Consider the following 16,582-nt stretch of genomic DNA (forward strand, 5'->3'; position numbering starts at 1 on the left):
GGGCCGGGCGGTAATGCTGCAATGGCGCCTCCACCGACCGGAGCCGCCCATGAAACTTCTTCGCCCTCTCGTGTTGCTGCTGCTCGCCTTCAGCCTCACCGGTTGCGGCTACAACGCGATCCAGAAGCAGGATGAGGCGGTCAAGGCCGCCTGGTCCGAGGTGCTCAACCAGTACCAGCGGCGCGCCGATCTGGTGCCCAACCTGGTCAACACGGTCAAGGGTTACGCGCAGCACGAGGAGAAGGTGTTCGTCGAGGTGACCCAGGCGCGGGCCAAGGTCGGCAGCCTGCAGATCAACGCCGATTCGCTGGACGACCCGCAGAAGATCCGGCAGTTCCAGGCGGCACAGGGCGAACTGGGCAGCGCGTTGTCGCGCCTGATGGTGGTCAGCGAGAACTATCCCGAGCTGAAGGCCAACGGCCTGTTCCAGAACCTGCAGGCGCAACTGGAAGGCACCGAGAACCGGGTCACCGTGGCACGCAACCGCTACGTGCAGGCGGTGCAGCAATACAACGGCATGATCCGCACCTTCCCCAACAACCTCACCGCCAAGATGTTCGGCTACAAGGTGAAGCCCAACTTCAGCGTGGACAACGAGAAGGCGATCTCCACCGCGCCCACGGTTGATTTCGGCACTACGGCGCCGGCACCTGCCGCCACCCGTTGATGGGTTTCCTGCGCACGCCGCGCTGGTGCGCCGTGCTGGCGCTGGCGTTGCTGTGGCCGCTTCTGCTGCAGGCAGCCGACAGCGTGCCGCAACTGAAGCGCCACGTTACCGACCTGAGCGGAACACTCACAGCCGCGCAGGTCGACCAGCTCGATCAGCAACTGGTGGCGCTGGAGCGCAGCAAGGGCGCGCAACTGGTCGTGCTGATGGTGCGCAGCACCGGCGAGCAGGACATCGAGAGCTACTCGCTGGCGGTGGCCGAAGCCAACAAGATCGGCCGCAAGGGCACCGATGACGGCGTGCTGCTGCTGGTCGCCAAGGACGACCGCCACGTGCGCATCGAAGTGGGTTACGGCCTGGAAGGCGCCATCCCCGACGCCGCCACGGCGCGGATCATCCGCGAATACATCGCGCCGAAATTCCGTACCGGCGACTATTTCGGCGGCATCGGCGATGCGGTCGGCGCGCTGACCCAGTTGATCGATGGCGAACCCTTGCCTCCGCCGGTGCAGGGCAACGCCGAGCGCGAGCGGCCCGGCCTCGGCCTGCAGGGCGGCCTGATGGTCGGCCTGTTTGCCGCTCTGTTCCTGCGCAACCTGCTGGCGCGTGCGCCGTCGTGGCTGCGCGCGCCGGTGGGCGCGGTGCTGGTCGGCGGGTTGCTGTGGCTGCTGATCTCGATCGGCGCCGGCATCGTCGGCGCGATCGTCGGCGGCCTGCTGATGCTGCTGCCCGGCGGCGCGGCCCGCTCGATCGGCCACGGTGGCTGGGGCGGGTTCGGCGGTGGCGGCGGCTTTGGTGGCGGTGGCTTCGGCGGTGGCGGTGGTTTCAGCGGCGGTGGCGGCAGCTTCGGCGGCGGCGGTTCTTCGGGGAGCTGGTAATGGGGCGCGTGCGGCGGTTATGGGCAAACCTGTGCGGCGGCTGGTTCCAGTTGCGTCGACGCTTCCCGGCTGCGTTGCTGGACGATATGGCCGCAGCGATCACCGAGGGCGAACGTACCCACCTGGGAGAAATCCGTTTCGTGGTGGAGTCGCGACTGGCGCCGCTGGATGTGTTGGCGGGCCTCGACGCTGCGATGCGTGCCCGGCAGCTGTTCGCGCAGTTGCGGGTGTGGGACACCGAGCTCAATACAGGCGTGCTGTTCTACGTGCTGATGGCCGAGCACCGCATCGAGATCGTCGTAGACCGTGGCATCGCCGCGACAATGGCGGCCGACGAGTGGGATGCGATCTGCGCGCGCATTCAGCAGCACTACGCCGGCGGGCGATGGCGCGAGGGCAGCCTCGAAGGCATCGCTCGCGCCAATGTCTTGCTGGCGCAGCATTTTCCCGGCACCGACCGCGCCAATCCCGACGAGTTGCCGGACCGGCCCGTATTGCTCTGAGCCGGACTCCGGCAAGACGCCTCCATGGCGGCATGGCGGGTTTACCTGACTGGCGTATCGGTCATGCGCCCTTGCCGATGTGCTTTTCCAGAAAGGCCTGCAGACGGTTGTAGAACTCGATGTTGTTCTTCTCGTCGTAGAAACCGTGGCCTTCGCCAGGCTTGCTCAGCCATTCGTAGGGTTTGTGCGCGGCATCCAGTGCGGCGCGCATCGCCTTGGCTTGCGCGAACGGTGCGCGCTTGTCGTCCTCGCCGTGGATCAGCAGCACCGGTACGTCGATCTTGTCGGCCAGTTTGTCGGGGGAGTTGGCGGCAAGGTCGGCATCGTCCTTGCCGATCACCGTCTTGAGGTAGCTGCGACCGGACTCGTTGCTCTTGATGTCGCCCTTCTTGTACATCATGGCCAGGTCGTAGATGCCGGCGTAGCCGACGGCGCACTTGAACATGCCTGGCGCGCGGATGGTGGTCATCATCGCCGAGTAACCGCCGAAACTGCCGCCGTAAACGCAAATGCGCTGAGGGTCGGCATATTTCTCGGCAATCGCCCACTTCACGCCATCGATCAGATCCTGCTGGATGCGGGTGCCCCATTTCAGGTAGCCGGCCTCCAGAAAATCCGCGCCACGGCCGCCTGAACTGCGATAGTTCACCTGCAGCACCAGATAACCGCGATTGGCCAGGAACTGTGCGTCGGTGTCGTAGAACCAGTCGTCCTGCACCCCGACCGGGCCACCGTGCGGCAGCAGGACCATCGGCAGGTTGCGCGGATTGACACCGTTGGGAATCGTCAGAATGGCGTCCAGTTCGACGCCATCATCAGTCCTGAAATGCAGTGGCCGTCGCTCGGCCATTTTCGTCGGGTCGATCCACGGCGCCACGGCGAAAAGCTTGGTTACCTTGTAGACGTGCGTGTCGATCAGGAAATAGGTTCCCGGGTCGCGGTCGCTGCTGACCGAAAACAACAGCTTGCCGCCGTCCTCGCTGTAGTTGATGAAATTGACCAGCTTGCCGGGGAACTTCAGGCTGAGAGCCTGGTGCAATTTGCCTTCTGGCGAGGTGGCGTCGATGTAGGTGACCATCGGCAGGCCGGTGGCGGGTGTCGTGGCAAATGGCCGGTAGGGCAAAGCCGTCCACTGGATATTTCCGATGCTGCTGAAAGCGTCGCTGGCGAGCGTCTTGCGGTTGCCGCCGTCCTCGTCCTGTTCCACCAGTGAAAGCGGCCCACCGCCGGCGTTGTATTTGGCGTAGATACGCTTCCCGTCGGGGGTGGGAAATAGCGGGGTAAAGCTGCCCCCGATCGTGGCCGCGCTCAACTGGAGCCAGCCATGGGGTCCCTGGCGATAGACGACATAATTCCAGCTGTCGTCACGGCCGTACGCATAGACGGCCTGCCCAGCGGCGTCCACCATGAAACTCAATCCACCCACGCCGATCTTGCCGATCAGTTTCCGGGTATTTCGGCTTGCGTCGACGTCATACAGGGTGCTGTAGTCATTGTTGTCCCAGTTCTGCGTAGCCATGTAGAAGTGGCCATTGACAGGTGTAGGCAATCCATCGACGAAACCCCAGCCGCGGTCGGTACCGCGCGTCGCCGCCCGCGTGCCGAACTTGCTCTCGAAACCGTACAGGTAGTCCTGATGCTTGCCATCGATATCGGTGGCGAGGATTTCGCCGGTGCTTACCGGCTTGTCGATCGAACCGTATTGCTTGCCTTTTTCCACCACCAACCGGGTATTGCTGACCCACGTGATGCCGGTGGCGAGCTCGTACTTGGGCAGGCGCAGCATGCTTATCGGCCGGGTCATGTCGTCCAGGTCGTAGACCGCCAACATGTGCGAGTCGCCGTCGATTTCGTTCATGTTTACCGCCAGGTGCTTGCCGTCTGGCGAGAGCGTCGGCATGGACAGCAACGCGTGACGCGCGAAGTTCTCGACCGGGATCAGGTCGGTCGCTGCAGCGACGGCAGGCAGCAGCAGGCAAAACGCGGACAGTGCCGTCCGCATGACGCGATGAGACATCGGTTTTCCCCTGGTACGTTCCGTGTGAAGGCTTACGCCGCGACAGGCGCGGCGATCCGGTCGAATGTGCAACTCGCAAACCTGCCATCCGTCCCACCCCCCGGTGGAACCGGTCTGCTTCGGCGGATTCTAGCCACAGGAAAAGGGGTTCGTAAGTGGGTGTCCGCCTATTCGCGGCCCGCTACACTAGGCAATTGTTTGCCAGCCTGGCCGCCATGTCCCAGCCTCACATCGTCGCGTTCGACCCGGTTGCCTTTCAGCTTGGTCCGGTCCAGGTCCACTGGTACGGGCTGATGTATCTGCTCGGGTTCTTCTTCGTGGCGGTGCTGGGCGAGTACCGCCGCCGGCACGGCCGTTTGCCGGTGACCCGCGATGCGCTGGGCGACCTGTTTTTCTACGGCATGATGGGCGTGATCGTGGGCGGGCGCGTGTGGTACATGCTGTTCTATTACGAGGGTGGCATCGGCTGGATCTGGCGCGATCCGTTGGCGCTGTTCAAGGTGTGGGACGGCGGCATGAGTTTCCACGGCGGCCTGCTGGGCGTGCTGGCCGCGGGCTGGTGGTGGTCGCGGCGGCAGAGCCTGCATTTCTTCGACACCATCGATTTCGTGGCGCCGCTGGTGCCGATCGGCCTGGGGCTGGGCCGGCTGGGCAACTTCATCAACGGCGAGCTGTGGGGCAAGCCCACGACGCTGTCGTGGGCCATGATTTTCCCCAATGCGCATGCGGAGGATGTGGCCTATGCAACCAGCCATCCCGCGCTGTGGCCCACCTTGCAGCAATACGGTGGCCTGCCGCGACATCCATCGCAGCTGTACGAGATGCTGCTGGAAGGCGTGGCGATGTTCGTCATCGTGTGGCTGGTGTCGTTGAAGCCGCGGCCGCGTTATCTGGTCTCCGGGCTGTTTGCGCTGCTCTACGGCTGCTTCCGCTTCGCGGTGGAATTCGTGCGCGTGCCCGATCCGCAGCTTGGCTACCTGTTCGGCACGTCGTGGGTGACGATGGGGCAGATGCAGTCGCTGCCGCTGATCGTCATCGGCGTGGTGCTGATCGCGATGTCACGCCGGGCCCCGACGCTGCCGTTGGCGAACGCCTGACAGGCGATTCGCCGCAAAAAAATTGTAGGAGCGACTTCAGTCGCGATGCTCTCGCTTTGAAGCTCCAGTGCAGAAGCATCGCGACTGAAGTCGCTCCCACATTCAGGTGGCGTCAGAAGTTGCGGTCGCCGCCCAGGATGTCGCCCAGACCGCCCAGGATGGAACCTTCGCCACGCCGCTGACCGCCACCCTGCGGCGCCGCCGCCAGCATGCGCCCGGCCATGCGCGAGAACGGCAGCGACTGCAGCCAGACCGTGCCGGGGCCGGTCAGCGTGGCCAGGAACATGCCTTCGCCGCCGAACAGCATGCTCTTGATGCCGCCTACCGGATGGACGTCCATGCTGACGCCGTCATGGAACGCCACCACGCAGCCGGTATCCACATCCAGCCGCTCGCCCGCCGCCAGTTCGCGCTGCATCACGGTGCCGCCGGCGTGCACGAAAACCCAGCCGTCGCCTTCGAGTTTCTGCATGATGAAACCCTCGCCGCCGAACAGGCCGGTGAGGATCTTGCGCTGGAAGAAGATGCCCAGCTGCACGCCGCGGGCGCCGGCCAGGAACGCGTCTTTCTGGCAGATCAGCCGGCCGCCGTGGTCGGATAGTTTCATCGCCATCACGGTGCCGGGGTAGGGCGCGGCGAACGCCACCTTGGCCTTGCCCTGGCCGCGATGGGTGAACACGGTGGTGAACAGGCTTTCGCCGGTGACCACGCGCTTGCCGGCGGAGAGCAGCTTGTCCATCAGGCCGCCGCCGGACTGGCCACTGCTGGCGCCGTCGCCAAACACGGTATCCATCTGCACCGCCGACTCCTTGTACATCAGTGCGCCGGCCTCGGCGATGGCGCTTTCGCCAGGGTCGAGCTCGATCTCCACGAACTGCATGTCGGTACCCACGATGCGGTAGTCGATCTCGTCGGCGCGGCTGCCGCTCATGGATGGCGGCATCGGCGGCGGCACGAGGGTGACTTCATCGGCCAGCGCGGCCACGCTGCGGATCGGCTTCCATTCGGCAAAACCCTCGCTCCAGCAGTAGCCGTCGGGCTGGCGCCGGGCCTGCGCCTTCGCCGCGGTATCGTCGAACGGGCCCAGCCGCTCGGTGTTCTTGCCGTAACTGAAGTACCACTGCGCCATGGCGTCGCTCTCGTCGTTGGAAAAGCCCGAGTCTAAGCCCGGTTCGGACCGTGCGGGAATGGCGCGGGGCGGTCGCGCGGTTCGCGTAAGGGGCGCCGCCACCTATACTTGCCCGATGCGCGCCTATCTCGACCTGCTCCGCCACGTCCTCGACCATGGCACCGAAAAAAGTGATCGCACCGGCACCGGCACGCGCAGCGTGTTCGGCTGGCAGATGCGCTTCAACCTGGCGGAAGGTTTTCCGCTGGTCACTACCAAGAAACTGCACCTGAAATCGATCGTGCACGAGCTGATCTGGTTCCTGCGCGGCGACACCAATATCGGCTACCTGAAAGAACACGGCGTGCGCATCTGGGATGAGTGGGCCGATGCCGAGGGCAATCTGGGGCCGGTCTACGGCCAGCAGTGGCGGGCGTGGCCTACCGCCGACGGCGAGGCGGTGGACCAGATCCGCTGGGTGGTCGACGAGATCCGCCGCAATCCCGATTCTCGCCGCCTGATCGTCAGCGCCTGGAACGTGGGCGAACTGCCGAAAATGGCCTTGATGCCCTGCCACACGCTGTTCCAGTTCTATGTGGCCGACGGCAAGCTCAGCTGCCAGCTGTACCAGCGCTCGGGCGACATCTTCCTGGGCGTGCCGTTCAACATCGCCAGCTACGCCTTGCTCACCCACATGGTGGCGCAGGTGTGCGGCCTGCAGGTGGGCGACTTCATCCATACGCTGGGCGACGCGCACCTGTACAACAACCACCTCGAACAGGCGCGCCTGCAGCTGACGCGCGAGCCGCTGGCGCTGCCGCGGCTGGCGTTGAACCCGGCCGTGCGCGAGCTGGGCAATTTCCGTTACGAGGACATCGTCATTGAGGATTACGTATCGCATCCGGCGATCAAGGCGCCGGTGGCGGTATAGCGATTCGAGCCGGCGCGCGGCGTCACCGGGGTCGTGTTCATCGCTAGAATGGTGATGCCACGCACCGTGCCCGCCGCAGGCTCCTGCCCGATCATCAAACTTTTGCATCCCGGAGTTTCTTCATGGCCATATCGCTGATTGCGGCACTCGACGAGAACTTTGCCATTGGCCGCAACGGCCAGTTGCCCTGGCATCTGCCGGACGACCTGCGCTGGTTCAAGCAGTTGACCGTGGGCAAGCATGTGTTGATGGGTTACAACACCGCCGTATCGATCGGCCGTGCGCTGCCGGACCGTACCAACCTGGTGTTGTCGCGCAAGCACGAGGCACCGTTTCCGGGCCAGATCACCGTGCGCTCGGTGGAAGAGGCGCAGGCGCTTTGCGGCACCGGGTTGATGGTGATCGGCGGCGGCCAGGTCTTTTCCGAGGCGATGCCCAAGGCCCGCCGCATGTACCTCACCTGGGTCGGCGCGGCGATCGATGGTGCCGACACGTTTTTCCCCGGCGTGCATTTCAGCGAGTGGACCGAGGTGTCGCGCGTGCACCACGCGGCGGATGCGGAGCACGCCTACGCCTTCGACATGGTCGAATACCTGCGCAACAGCTGAGCCGGGCCGCCGCCGTGCACGTGGTCGCGGCCGCGCTGATCGATGCCGATGGCCGGCTGCTGCTGGCCCAGCGCCCGCCGGGCAAGCACCTGGCCGGCGCCTGGGAATTCCCCGGTGGCAAGCTGGAAGCGGGCGAGACGCCGCTGGCGGCGCTGGCGCGCGAACTCGACGAGGAACTGGGCGTGGCCGTGGAACAGGCCACGCCGCTCATCCGCATTCCCTGGCGCTACAACCACCACGAGCTGTTGCTCGATGCCTGGTGTGTCACCCGCTGGCGCGGCGAGCCGCGATCACTGGAAGGCCAGGCATTGCGCTGGCAATTGCCGATCGATGTCGACCCGGTGCAACTGGCACCGGCCGATCGCCCGCTGCTGCAGGCGTTGCGGTTGCCCAAGAGCTATCCCATCACGCCGGCCGATGCGCCGCTGGTGCAGCGCGACCATTGGCGCGAACAGCTGGCCGCCGCCATCGTGTACGGCGAACGCCTGCTGCAACTTCGCCTGCCGCTGTGGCCGCGCGATGAGGTGCGGGAATTGGCCGCGGACTTGTTGCCGCTGGCCGAACGGTACGGCGCCCAACTGCTGTTGAACGAGGATATCGACGGCGCGCGTGCGCTGGGTGTCGGTGTGCACCTGAAAAAGGCGCAACTGGTTACCTTGGCGGAGCGCCCATTGCCGTGGCGGCAGCTGATCGCGGCCAGTTGTCATGATGCGGAAGAGTTGGCCCACGCCGTGGCACTGGGGGCGGATTTCGCCACCTTGTCCCCGGTCGCCACGACCGCCAGCCACCCGGGTGCCACACCGTTGGGTTGGCCCGCGTTTCACGCGCTGGCTGAAGCGGCGGCGTTGCCGGTTTATGCGCTGGGTGGCATGGGTCCGTCGATGTCGCGGGAAGCGTGCGCGGCGGGGGCGCAGGGCGTGGCGGGTATCGGCGGCTTCTGGCCTGATTCGTAGGAGCGCACCCTGTGCGCGATGGCTCTTCCCTCGCGCAAAAAGCATCGCGCACAGGGTGCGCTCCTACATGGCCTCGTCGGGCACAGAATCGCCATCACCGTCGGCCGTCAATTCCTTCAGCAACTGGAAAATCTCGCGGTAGGCGCGTGGTGGCTTGTTGGTGTCGCGCTCGCTGCGGGCCTGACGGATCAGCGAACGCAGGTGCTGCCGGTCCAACCCGGGATGCTCCGTGATCAGCGCCGACAGGGCGCCCTCGTCCTCGCCCAGCAACTGCTCGCGCAGCGCTTCCAGCCGGTGCATGGCGGCTTTTTCCTGGCGTTGGCGATCGCGGTTTTCGCCCAGTTCGGCACGCACCGAATCGAATGCCTCATCGCCATGCCGACGCATGATCTTGGCCAGGTAGGCCAGTTGCCGCTTGTGTGCGATGTGGGCGGTGATGCGGCGGGTGGTGGCCACTTCGTCGCGCACGTCGTCGGGCAGTTGCAGCTTGGCCAGGCGGCTGGGCGGCAGCTCCACCAGCTGCCTGGCCAGGGTCAGCGTGGCCAGCGCCTCGCGGCGTTGCTGGGTGCGGCTGGGGCCGTAGTCCTCGTCGGACAGTTCGGTCTGGTTGCGGCTGCGGCTGGGGCTCACGGTGTATTCCTGTGGTGGGTCAGGTGTCGGCTTGTTCGAGGGCGAAGCGTGCCACCGGCGCGCCGTTCACCTCGATGATTTCGCTGAACATCGCGGCCGGTCGTACCCACAGGCCGCGCTCGCCGTAGAGCGCCTGGTAGACGACCAACGGTTCCATCGTCTCGCTGTGGCGGGCGGTGCCCAGCACGCGATACGGCTGGCCCTTGTAGTGGCGGTAGACGCCGGCGACTACAGTCATGGCGGTGTCCTGCTTTCGGCTGGCGCGCTTTTCATTTGGCCGCGTCGACCCCATGTCGGGCTGTCGAGCGGTTGCGAACCGTGCATTCTACCCTCTTCAAATTGCAGGAAACCGATGTGAGCGAAGTTACCAGCCAGGATCGCAGCACCCGCGACAGCAGCCAGCAGGATCTGGACCGCCTGGCCGAACTGGCCGAGGACGTGATCCGCCGCGCCCGTGCCGCCGGCGCCAGCCAGGCCGAGGTGGCCGCCAGCATCGACACCGGCCTGAGCGTCAACGTGCGCCTGGGCGAGGTGGAAACGGTGGAGCACACACGCGACCGCGGCTTCGGGCTCACCGTGTATTTCGGCCAGCGCAAGGGCTCGGCCAGCACCGCCGACCTGCATCCCGATTCGCTGCAGGCCACGCTGGACCAGGCCTGCGCCATCGCCCGCTATACCGAGGAAGATCCCGCCGCCGGCCTGGCCGATCCCGCGCGCATGGCCGATGCCTTTCCCGACCTGGACACGTGGCATCCGTGGGACATCGACACCGCGCAGGCGATCGAGCTGGGCATCGCGATCGAGGAAGCCGGTCGCGCCCACGCCGGCATCACCAATTCCGATGGCGCCGGCGTGCAGGCCGGGCAGGGGCTGTCGGTGTACGCCAACTCGCATGGTTTCGTGGGCCGCGAGCGCGGCACCCGGCATTCGCTGTCGCTGTCGCTGATTGCTGGCGACGACGATGGCATGCAGCGCGATTACTGGTACGACAGCGTGCGCGCGGCCGGCGATTTCATCAGCGCCAGGGCCCTGGGCGACAAGGCCGCCCAACGCACGTTGGCGCGGGTGGGTGCGCGCAGCCTGTCGACGCGGCAGTGCCCGGTGCTGTTCGCGCCGGAGCTGGCGCGCGGGCTGATCGGTCATCTGCTGAGCGCGGTGAGCGGCGGTGCGTTGTATCGCCAGGCCAGCTTCCTGCTCGATCACGTGGGCAAGCCGGTGATGCCGGCCTGGCTCGATATCAACGAGCGGCCGCGGCTGCCGCGTGGCCAGGGTTCGGCCAATTTCGATGCCGAGGGCGTGGCCACGCGCGACAGCGCGCTGGTCGAAGGCGGCGTGCTGGCGCGCTACGTGCTGGGCAGCTATTCGGCGCGCAAGCTGGGACTGGCCTCCACCGGCAATGCCGGTGGCATCCACAACCTGGTGGTGGAGCCGGGCAGTGTCGATCAGTCGCGCCACGATTTCGCGGGCATGCTGCAGCGCCTGGGCACCGGTCTGCTGGTGACCGAGGTGATGGGACAGGGCGTGTCCACGATCACCGGTGATTATTCGCGTGGCGCGGCCGGCTTCTGGGTCGAGAACGGGGTGATCGCCTACCCGGTGGAGGAGATCACCATCGCCGCGAACCTGCGCGACATGTTCGCCGGCATCGTGGCGGTGGGCACGGATGTGGACCCGCGCTCGCACATCCTCACCGGCTCGATCCTGCTGGAGCGGATGACGGTGGCGGGGGAATAGGCCGAATGGTTTGCGTGGCGCGTCGCGACATGTCTGCACAGCCCCTCAAGGCTTGCTAGCATTCAAGGCACCGGCAATTGGCCGGCGCTGTCGACGCCAAGGAGATGCGCAATGAGCGTTCCACCCGAGTCCGTCATACCCCCGCCGCCCGACAACCCGCCGCCGTCCGGTGAGCCACCGCTGGGCGGTGCGCCATCGGCCGAGCAGCGCCAATGGGCGATGTTCGGGCATCTTTCCGCGTTGCTGGGTTTGGTCACTGCGGGCTGGTTGTGTTTCCTTGGCCCGTTGGTGATCTGGCTGGTGAAGAAAGACACCATGCCGTTCGCTGCGGATCAGGCGAAGGAGGCGTTGAATTTCAACATCACCGTGATGATTGCCGCGGCCATATCGTGGATATTGATGTTCGTACTGATAGGTATTTTGCTTTTGGGGGTGCTGGCTGTCGCGTGGCTGGTGTTCACCATCATCGCCGCGATCAAGGCGAACGAAGGCGTGGCCTATCGTTACCCGTTCACGCTGCGCCTGATCAAGTGATCTGCCGGTGTTGATCGACTGGTACTGATCGACTTGCGGTGACCAAAAAAAGGCAGCCATCAGGCTGCCTTTTTTCTTGCCGGAGCGATGGCGTTGCCGTGGTCAGTTGGCGCGCTCGGCGGCGTAACGGGCCAGCTCTTCCAGCAACGCCCCGCGTTCGCCCAGCGGCGCGATGGCATGCAGTGCGACGTCGGTCAGCTCGGCCAGCCGTGCGCGCGAGGCGTCGAGGCCGATGATCGAGGGGAAGGTGGGTTTGCCGGCGGCCGCGTCCTTGCCGGCGGTCTTGCCGATCACGGTGGATTCGCCTTCCACGTCCAGGATGTCGTCGCGCACCTGGAACGCCAGGCCCACGGCGCTGGCGTAATCATCCAGTGCCAGCAGCACGTCGGCATCGCCGCCCGCGGCCAGGGCACCCAGTTGCACGGAGGCGCGGATCAGCGCGCCGGTCTTGCAGGCGTGCATGTGTTCGAGCTGGGCCAGCGTCAGCGGCTGGCCCACGGCGGCGAGATCCAGTGCCTGGCCGCCGGCCATGCCTTCGGCACCGCAGGCGCGGCCCAGGGTGCGCAGCATGGCCATGCCGGTCTCGGGGCTGGTCTGGCGGGTGGTGTCCTCGGCCAGGATTTCGAACGCCAGCGCCTGCAGCGCATCGCCAGCCAGGATGGCCATCGCTTCGCCGAACACGATGTGGCAGGTGGGGCGGCCGCGACGCAGCGCGTCGTCGTCCATCGCGGGCAGGTCGTCGTGCACCAGCGAATAGGCGTGGATCAGTTCGACCGCGCAGGCGGCCGCATCGAGTTGCGGGCCGTCTTCGCCCAGTGCCTGCGCGGCGGCGTACACCAGCAGCGGGCGCAGCCGTTTGCCGCCACCGAGCACGGCGTAGCGCATCGCGCGGTGCAGGTCGGCGGGGGACTGGTCGGCGGGTGGAAGGCGGTGATCCAGCGCCTGTTCGGCGCGCAGGATCAGCGCTTCAAGATTCGGGTTCAAACGGCTGGGCGTTGTCGGGGGCATCGGGATCAAGCAGCAGGCGCACGCGCAACTCGGCCTGCTCCAGCGACTGCTGGCAGTGGCGGTACAGGCCGATGCCGCGCTCGAAGGAGGTGAGTGATTCGTCCAGACTCAGTTCGCCACCTTCCATCCGTGCCACCAGTTGCTCCAGCTCGTCCAGCGAATGCTCGAAGTCGGCGGCGGGCGGTGTTTCGGGTGCGGGAGCAGTCTTGGCCATGGCCCGCAACGCTAACGCAGTGACTGCAGGGAATCAATCGGCGTGAGGTTGTGCCGCGGGCGCGTGTGGGCTTTCAGCGGCCGGGCCGCCACTGCGGCCGACCACCGGCTTGCTGGAAAAGTGCCGCGCCGCGGGCGCTGGCCCAGCGGTCGGCAACGGCCACCAATTCGTTGTCGATATACAGCAGCGGGCAGGCGGGGCGGCGCCAGGGCGGCATCATGTCCTGCTGGAACAGGTCGCGCAGCTCGCGTGTGTGCGCATCGCCCGCCGGTTTGATCCGTTCGCCACCGCGGCGCAGGCGTACGGTGATCGGCGGGACGAGCTGCGCACCTTGTAGCAGGTGCAGCTCACCGCCATCGGGCAGGTGCAGGGGCTCGCCGCGCCACTCGGTTTGCCATTGCGGGTCGACGGCTGTGGCTGGCGGCACGCTCCAGAGACGTCCCCGCCAGATATGCAATTCCGTGCCGGGCCAGCGGATGCAGGGCAGTTTTCCGGGGCGCGATTCGCGCAATTGCCGTTCGATCTGCTGGCGCTGGGCCGTGGTGGGAGCGGTCAGGCCGCGTGCATGCAGCCAGTGATCGAGCAGCGGATCGCGCAGCGCCGGTACGAGCGCCAGCCAGGCCTGGCCGTCGAGACTGTCGGTGGCCGGATCGCGCAGGCATTCCAGTGCCCCCAGCCATTGCGAGCGCAAGGCATCGGCGGCAGCGCGGCTCAGGGCGGCGCTGTGCAGGATCGAATCGGCTGCCTGCGGCCAATGACCTTGCAGTCGCGGCAGGATCTCGTGGCGCAGGTAGTTGCGCGCCAGCTGGATGTCGGCGTTGCTGGGGTCCTCGATGAACGCCAGCCCGTGCGCCTCGACGTAGGCGCGCAATGACGCCCGCGGCACGTCCAGCATCGGCCGCCACAATTGGGCATGGCCCAGCGGCCGCAACGTGCGCATCGCGCCCAGCCCGTCCGGGCCGGCGCCGCGCAGGAGTTTCAGCAATACGGTTTCCACCTGGTCGTCGCGATGGTGGGCCAGCACCAGCCGTTCACCCTCGCGCAGGTGCGCGTCGAACGCCTGGTGACGGGCGCGTCGGGCCGCCGCTTCCAACCCGTCACCACGTCCGTCCTCGACCTGCACGCGCACCACCTCGCAAGGCACGCCCCATGCCTCGCCGAACCGCTGGCAATGCGCGGCCCAGGCCTCGCTGTCGTGCTGCAAACCGTGGTTGACGTGCAAGGCCCGCAGGCCGTTCGCACGCGCCTGTGGCAGTTGTGCCAGCGCGTGCAGCAGGGCGGTGGAATCGGCACCGCCACTGAAGCCCACGCACAGCGGCACCGGTTCGGTCGCCGCCAGGCTGGCGGCGAGATGTTGCTGCAGGGGGTCGCTCATTTCCTGGCGTGCGACCGCACGTAGATGTGCTTGCCGTTGCCGACCTGCCGCTCCTCGGCGTCGAACAGGCCGATGGCGCCGATCAGCCCGCTCAGCTTGGCGTAGCCGTAGTTGCGCGAGTCGAACTCCGGCGATTGCTTGTTGATGTTCTGGCCGACACGCGAGAGTTGCGCCCAGCCCGTGTCGTCGTCGGAGGTGGCTTCGATGGCATTGCGCAGCAGGTTCACCAGGCGCGTATCGCCGCGCAATTCCTTGGACGAGCGCTGCTTCGGCGCTGCCTCGGTTTCGGTGGAAGCGCTGCTGGCCAGCACGTCGGTGTAGATGAACTTGTCGCAGGCGGCCACGAACGGCGTCGGCGTCTTGCGTTCGCCGAAGCCGTAGACGAACAGGCCCGATTCCCTGATGCGCCCGGCCAACCGGGTGAAATCGCTGTCGCTGGAGACGATGCAGAAGCCGTCGAAGCGGTTGGTGTAGAGCAGGTCCATCGCATCGATGATCATCGCCGAGTCGGTGGCGTTCTTGCCGCTGGTGTAGCCGAACTGCTGGATCGGCTGGATCGACTGGGTCAGCAACTGGTCCTTCCAGCCACGCAATTGCGGGCTGGTCCAGTCGCCGTAGGCGCGCTTGACGTGGGCGGTGCCGTATTTGGCCACCTCCGCCAGCAGCCCTTCCGCCAGCGATGGCTGGGCGTTGTCGGCGTCGATCAGTACGGCAAGTTTGGCGGCGTCGTGGGCCATGACGTTCTCCGTCGAAGGATGCGCCGATGGTAACGCCGCGCCGCGCTGCCCGTGGGAGCCGTCTGAGCGCGACCCTTTCCCCGAATCCCGATCTTGGCTATTCCTGATACGCGCCGTAACCGCGCAGGCGCTTGTAGCGCTGTTCCAGCAGGTCGGTCGTCGGCATCGCCTGCAGCTGGTCGAGCTGGTTCAGCAGTACGGCCTTGAGCCGGATCGCCATCGAGCGAGGATTGCGATGGGCGCCGCCCAGCGGTTCGCGTACCACCTTGTCGACCAGGCCCAGTTCCAGCAGGCGCGGGGCGGTCATGCCCAATGCCTCGGCGGCATCCTTGATTTTATCGGGGCTCTTCCAAAGAATCGAAGCGCAACCCTCCGGGGTGATCACCGAATAGGTCGAGTACTGCAACATCAGCGTGCGGTCGCCGACGCCGATGGCCAGCGCGCCGCCGGAACCGCCTTCGCCAATCACCGTGCAGATGATCGGCACCTTCAGCTCGGCCATTTCCAGCAGATTGCGGGCAATCGCCTCGCTTTGCCCGCGCTCCTCGGCACCGATGCCGGGATAGGCGCCCATGGTGTCGATGAAGGTAAACAGCGGAAGCTGGAAGCGCTCGGCCATCTTCATCAGGCGTAGCGCCTTGCGATAGCCCTCTGGCCTCGGCATGCCGAAGTTGCGCTTGATCTTGCCCTTGGTGTCGCGGGCTTTCTGGTGGCCGATGATCATTACCGGCCGGCCGTCGATGCGGCCCAGGCCGCCCACGATGGCGCCGTCGTCGGCATACATGCGGTCGCCGGCCAGCTCGTGGAATTCCTCGCAGATCACGCCGATGTAGTCGAGCGTGTACGGCCGCGCCGGGTGGCGCGACAGCTGGGTGGTCTGCCAGGAGTTGAGGTTGCGGAAAATCTCCGCCGTCTTGATCTTCAGCTTCTCGCGCAGACGGCCGACTTCCTCGTCGATATTGAACGCCTGGCCATCGCTGGCGTGGCGCAGCTCCTCAATTTTCGCGTCCAGTTCGGCGATGGGTTGTTCGAAGTCGAGGAAGTTGGGATTCATCCGTTTTCATTCATGAACGATAGCCTCGCAGTATACCGCCATGGCCGCTTTTCACGGGAACGCGACCGTATGGCGGCGTTCATCGTCCAACCCCCGGCAACATGCTGGCACGGCCCGGTTTTGCGCTATCGTCGGAGCCCCCGATTTTCGCCCCGGAATCCTTATGGCCATCGACAACGCCAAGCTCGACCGCATCGTGGCCGAGGCCCGCCGCAACGCCGAACAGCGCGAACTGGGCTATCGCGAGCGGGCGCTGAAAATGTACCCCTGGGTGTGCGGCCGCTGCGCCCGCGAATTCACCCGCGCCAACCTGCAGGAACTGACCGTCCACCACCGCAACCACGACCACGATTTCAACCCGCCCGATGGCAGCAACTGGGAGTTGCTGTGTGTGTACTGCCACGACAACGAGCATTCGAGGCACATCGACCACGTGCGCGGCGGGGTGATGGCGGTCGATGAGGCGCCTGCGGCCACGGGGAATCCGTTTGCCGATCTGAAGGCGATGATGGAGCGCGGCAAGAAGTGATGTAT

Annotated in this window: 19 protein-coding genes; 10 read left to right on the top strand and 9 right to left on the bottom strand. The window is 66.0% G+C overall.

All coding sequences use genetic code 11. From position 1 onward, the window contains the following. Positions 1–49 precede the first annotated feature (49 nt). The 3 genes from ASD68_RS00420 to ASD68_RS00430 are packed head-to-tail and all read left to right on the top strand — an operon-like array spanning position 50 to position 2,048. Positions 50–667: a LemA family protein gene (locus tag ASD68_RS00420; RefSeq protein WP_056602454.1), complete on the top strand. Its 618-nt coding sequence runs from the start codon at positions 50–52 to the stop codon at positions 665–667. Next, the gene (locus ASD68_RS00425) at positions 667–1,545 is read left to right on the top strand and encodes a TPM domain-containing protein (RefSeq protein ID WP_056604929.1); all 879 of its coding nucleotides are present in this window, start codon (positions 667–669) and stop codon (positions 1,543–1,545) included. The genes ASD68_RS00420 and ASD68_RS00425 overlap by 1 nt, the downstream gene beginning before the upstream one ends. Continuing rightward, a complete protein-coding gene (locus ASD68_RS00430; protein WP_056077461.1) occupies positions 1,545–2,048 on the top strand; it encodes a TPM domain-containing protein in 504 nt (167 codons plus the stop codon). Before ASD68_RS00425 ends, ASD68_RS00430 begins: the two co-directional genes overlap by 1 nt. 61 nt (positions 2,049–2,109) lie before the next feature. Here ASD68_RS00430 and ASD68_RS00435 read toward each other — a convergent pair whose 3' ends face one another. Next, a complete protein-coding gene (locus ASD68_RS00435) occupies positions 2,110–4,065 on the bottom strand; it encodes a S9 family peptidase (RefSeq protein WP_235578591.1) in 1,956 nt (651 codons plus the stop codon). A 215-nt stretch (positions 4,066–4,280) separates the two neighbouring features. Here ASD68_RS00435 and lgt point away from each other — a divergent pair, with 215 nt between their 5' ends. Next, positions 4,281–5,162: a prolipoprotein diacylglyceryl transferase gene (gene lgt, locus ASD68_RS00440; RefSeq protein ID WP_056080704.1), complete on the top strand. Its 882-nt coding sequence runs from the start codon at positions 4,281–4,283 to the stop codon at positions 5,160–5,162. A gap of 112 nt (positions 5,163–5,274) precedes the next feature. On the opposite strand, the gene ASD68_RS00445 is transcribed toward lgt, so the two are convergent. Next, positions 5,275–6,291, bottom strand: a complete 1,017-nt coding sequence (locus tag ASD68_RS00445) for a TIGR00266 family protein (RefSeq protein WP_056077468.1) — start codon at positions 6,289–6,291, stop codon at positions 5,275–5,277. A 115-nt stretch (positions 6,292–6,406) separates the two neighbouring features. Between ASD68_RS00445 and ASD68_RS00450 the strand changes: the two genes are divergently transcribed. The 3 genes from ASD68_RS00450 to ASD68_RS00460 all read left to right on the top strand — a co-directional run bounded on the left by ASD68_RS00450 (position 6,407) and on the right by ASD68_RS00460 (position 8,762). After that, the gene (locus tag ASD68_RS00450; protein WP_056602458.1) at positions 6,407–7,201 is read left to right on the top strand and encodes a thymidylate synthase; all 795 of its coding nucleotides are present in this window, start codon (positions 6,407–6,409) and stop codon (positions 7,199–7,201) included. Positions 7,202–7,323: 122 nt separating this feature from the next. Continuing rightward, positions 7,324–7,809 (top strand): dihydrofolate reductase, encoded by a 486-nt coding sequence (locus tag ASD68_RS00455; RefSeq protein ID WP_056077476.1) that lies wholly within the window; start codon positions 7,324–7,326, stop codon positions 7,807–7,809. A 14-nt stretch (positions 7,810–7,823) separates the two neighbouring features. Beyond that, the gene (locus ASD68_RS00460) at positions 7,824–8,762 is read left to right on the top strand and encodes a Nudix family hydrolase (RefSeq protein ID WP_056602460.1); all 939 of its coding nucleotides are present in this window, start codon (positions 7,824–7,826) and stop codon (positions 8,760–8,762) included. A gap of 63 nt (positions 8,763–8,825) precedes the next feature. Here the strand turns inward: ASD68_RS00460 and yjgA are convergent, their stop codons facing one another. Together yjgA and ASD68_RS00470 are read right to left on the bottom strand one after the other, a co-directional pair. Further along, positions 8,826–9,392 (bottom strand): ribosome biogenesis factor YjgA, encoded by a 567-nt coding sequence (gene yjgA / locus ASD68_RS00465; protein ID WP_056602462.1) that lies wholly within the window; start codon positions 9,390–9,392, stop codon positions 8,826–8,828. 19 nt (positions 9,393–9,411) lie between these two features. Next, entirely contained in the window at positions 9,412–9,630 is a 219-nt protein-coding gene (locus tag ASD68_RS00470; protein ID WP_056080707.1) for a DUF1653 domain-containing protein, read from the bottom strand. 116 nt (positions 9,631–9,746) lie between these two features. Between ASD68_RS00470 and pmbA the strand changes: the two genes are divergently transcribed. Both pmbA and ASD68_RS00480 read left to right on the top strand, forming a co-directional pair. Beyond that, positions 9,747–11,126, top strand: a complete 1,380-nt coding sequence (gene pmbA / locus ASD68_RS00475; protein WP_056604932.1) for a metalloprotease PmbA — start codon at positions 9,747–9,749, stop codon at positions 11,124–11,126. Between the two features lie 180 nt (positions 11,127–11,306). Further along, a complete protein-coding gene (locus ASD68_RS00480) occupies positions 11,307–11,660 on the top strand; it encodes a DUF4870 domain-containing protein (RefSeq protein WP_255357409.1) in 354 nt (117 codons plus the stop codon). A 102-nt stretch (positions 11,661–11,762) separates the two neighbouring features. Here the strand turns inward: ASD68_RS00480 and ASD68_RS00485 are convergent, their stop codons facing one another. The 5 genes from ASD68_RS00485 to ASD68_RS00505 all read right to left on the bottom strand — a co-directional run bounded on the left by ASD68_RS00485 (position 11,763) and on the right by ASD68_RS00505 (position 16,048). Further along, the gene (locus tag ASD68_RS00485) at positions 11,763–12,668 is read right to left on the bottom strand and encodes a farnesyl diphosphate synthase (protein ID WP_056602464.1); all 906 of its coding nucleotides are present in this window, start codon (positions 12,666–12,668) and stop codon (positions 11,763–11,765) included. Further along, a complete protein-coding gene (locus ASD68_RS00490) occupies positions 12,628–12,882 on the bottom strand; it encodes an exodeoxyribonuclease VII small subunit (RefSeq protein WP_056077494.1) in 255 nt (84 codons plus the stop codon). Before ASD68_RS00490 ends, ASD68_RS00485 begins: the two co-directional genes overlap by 41 nt. A gap of 73 nt (positions 12,883–12,955) precedes the next feature. After that, on the bottom strand, positions 12,956–14,257 hold the full coding sequence (gene tilS / locus ASD68_RS00495) for a tRNA lysidine(34) synthetase TilS (protein WP_056602466.1): 1,302 nt from the start codon (positions 14,255–14,257) through the stop codon (positions 12,956–12,958). After that, a complete protein-coding gene (locus ASD68_RS00500; protein ID WP_056077500.1) occupies positions 14,254–14,994 on the bottom strand; it encodes an NYN domain-containing protein in 741 nt (246 codons plus the stop codon). Before ASD68_RS00500 ends, tilS begins: the two co-directional genes overlap by 4 nt. Before the next feature lie 97 nt (positions 14,995–15,091). Then, complete coding sequence (locus tag ASD68_RS00505) at positions 15,092–16,048, bottom strand: acetyl-CoA carboxylase carboxyltransferase subunit alpha (protein WP_056077504.1); 957 nt, start codon at positions 16,046–16,048, stop codon at positions 15,092–15,094. Positions 16,049–16,211: 163 nt separating this feature from the next. Here ASD68_RS00505 and ASD68_RS00510 point away from each other — a divergent pair, with 163 nt between their 5' ends. After that, positions 16,212–16,577, top strand: coding sequence for a YajD family HNH nuclease (locus ASD68_RS00510; RefSeq protein ID WP_056077507.1), 366 nt, complete (start codon positions 16,212–16,214; stop codon positions 16,575–16,577). The last annotated feature ends 5 nt before the right edge of the window (positions 16,578–16,582 follow it).

The organism is Rhodanobacter sp. Root627, from assembly GCF_001427835.1.
Lineage (GTDB): Bacteria > Pseudomonadota > Gammaproteobacteria > Xanthomonadales > Rhodanobacteraceae > Rhodanobacter > Rhodanobacter ginsenosidimutans.

Excerpts from the sequence above, each read along its gene's own strand:
- ASD68_RS00420 (WP_056602454.1), top strand. The coding sequence starts at position 50 with ATGAAACTTCTTCGCCCTCTCGTGTTGCTGCTGCTCGCCTTCAGCCTC.
- ASD68_RS00425 (WP_056604929.1), top strand. The coding sequence starts at position 667 with ATGGGTTTCCTGCGCACGCCGCGCTGGTGCGCCGTGCTGGCGCTGGCG.
- ASD68_RS00430 (WP_056077461.1), top strand. The coding sequence starts at position 1,545 with ATGGGGCGCGTGCGGCGGTTATGGGCAAACCTGTGCGGCGGCTGGTTC.
- ASD68_RS00435 (WP_235578591.1), bottom strand. The coding sequence starts at position 4,065 with ATGTCTCATCGCGTCATGCGGACGGCACTGTCCGCGTTTTGCCTGCTG.
- lgt (WP_056080704.1), top strand. The coding sequence starts at position 4,281 with ATGTCCCAGCCTCACATCGTCGCGTTCGACCCGGTTGCCTTTCAGCTT.
- ASD68_RS00445 (WP_056077468.1), bottom strand. The coding sequence starts at position 6,291 with ATGGCGCAGTGGTACTTCAGTTACGGCAAGAACACCGAGCGGCTGGGC.
- ASD68_RS00450 (WP_056602458.1), top strand. The coding sequence starts at position 6,407 with ATGCGCGCCTATCTCGACCTGCTCCGCCACGTCCTCGACCATGGCACC.
- ASD68_RS00455 (WP_056077476.1), top strand. The coding sequence starts at position 7,324 with ATGGCCATATCGCTGATTGCGGCACTCGACGAGAACTTTGCCATTGGC.
- ASD68_RS00470 (WP_056080707.1), bottom strand. The coding sequence starts at position 9,630 with ATGACTGTAGTCGCCGGCGTCTACCGCCACTACAAGGGCCAGCCGTAT.
- ASD68_RS00485 (WP_056602464.1), bottom strand. The coding sequence starts at position 12,668 with ATGCCCCCGACAACGCCCAGCCGTTTGAACCCGAATCTTGAAGCGCTG.
- ASD68_RS00490 (WP_056077494.1), bottom strand. The coding sequence starts at position 12,882 with ATGGCCAAGACTGCTCCCGCACCCGAAACACCGCCCGCCGCCGACTTC.
- tilS (WP_056602466.1), bottom strand. The coding sequence starts at position 14,257 with ATGAGCGACCCCCTGCAGCAACATCTCGCCGCCAGCCTGGCGGCGACC.
- ASD68_RS00500 (WP_056077500.1), bottom strand. The coding sequence starts at position 14,994 with ATGGCCCACGACGCCGCCAAACTTGCCGTACTGATCGACGCCGACAAC.
- ASD68_RS00505 (WP_056077504.1), bottom strand. The coding sequence starts at position 16,048 with ATGAATCCCAACTTCCTCGACTTCGAACAACCCATCGCCGAACTGGAC.
- ASD68_RS00510 (WP_056077507.1), top strand. The coding sequence starts at position 16,212 with ATGGCCATCGACAACGCCAAGCTCGACCGCATCGTGGCCGAGGCCCGC.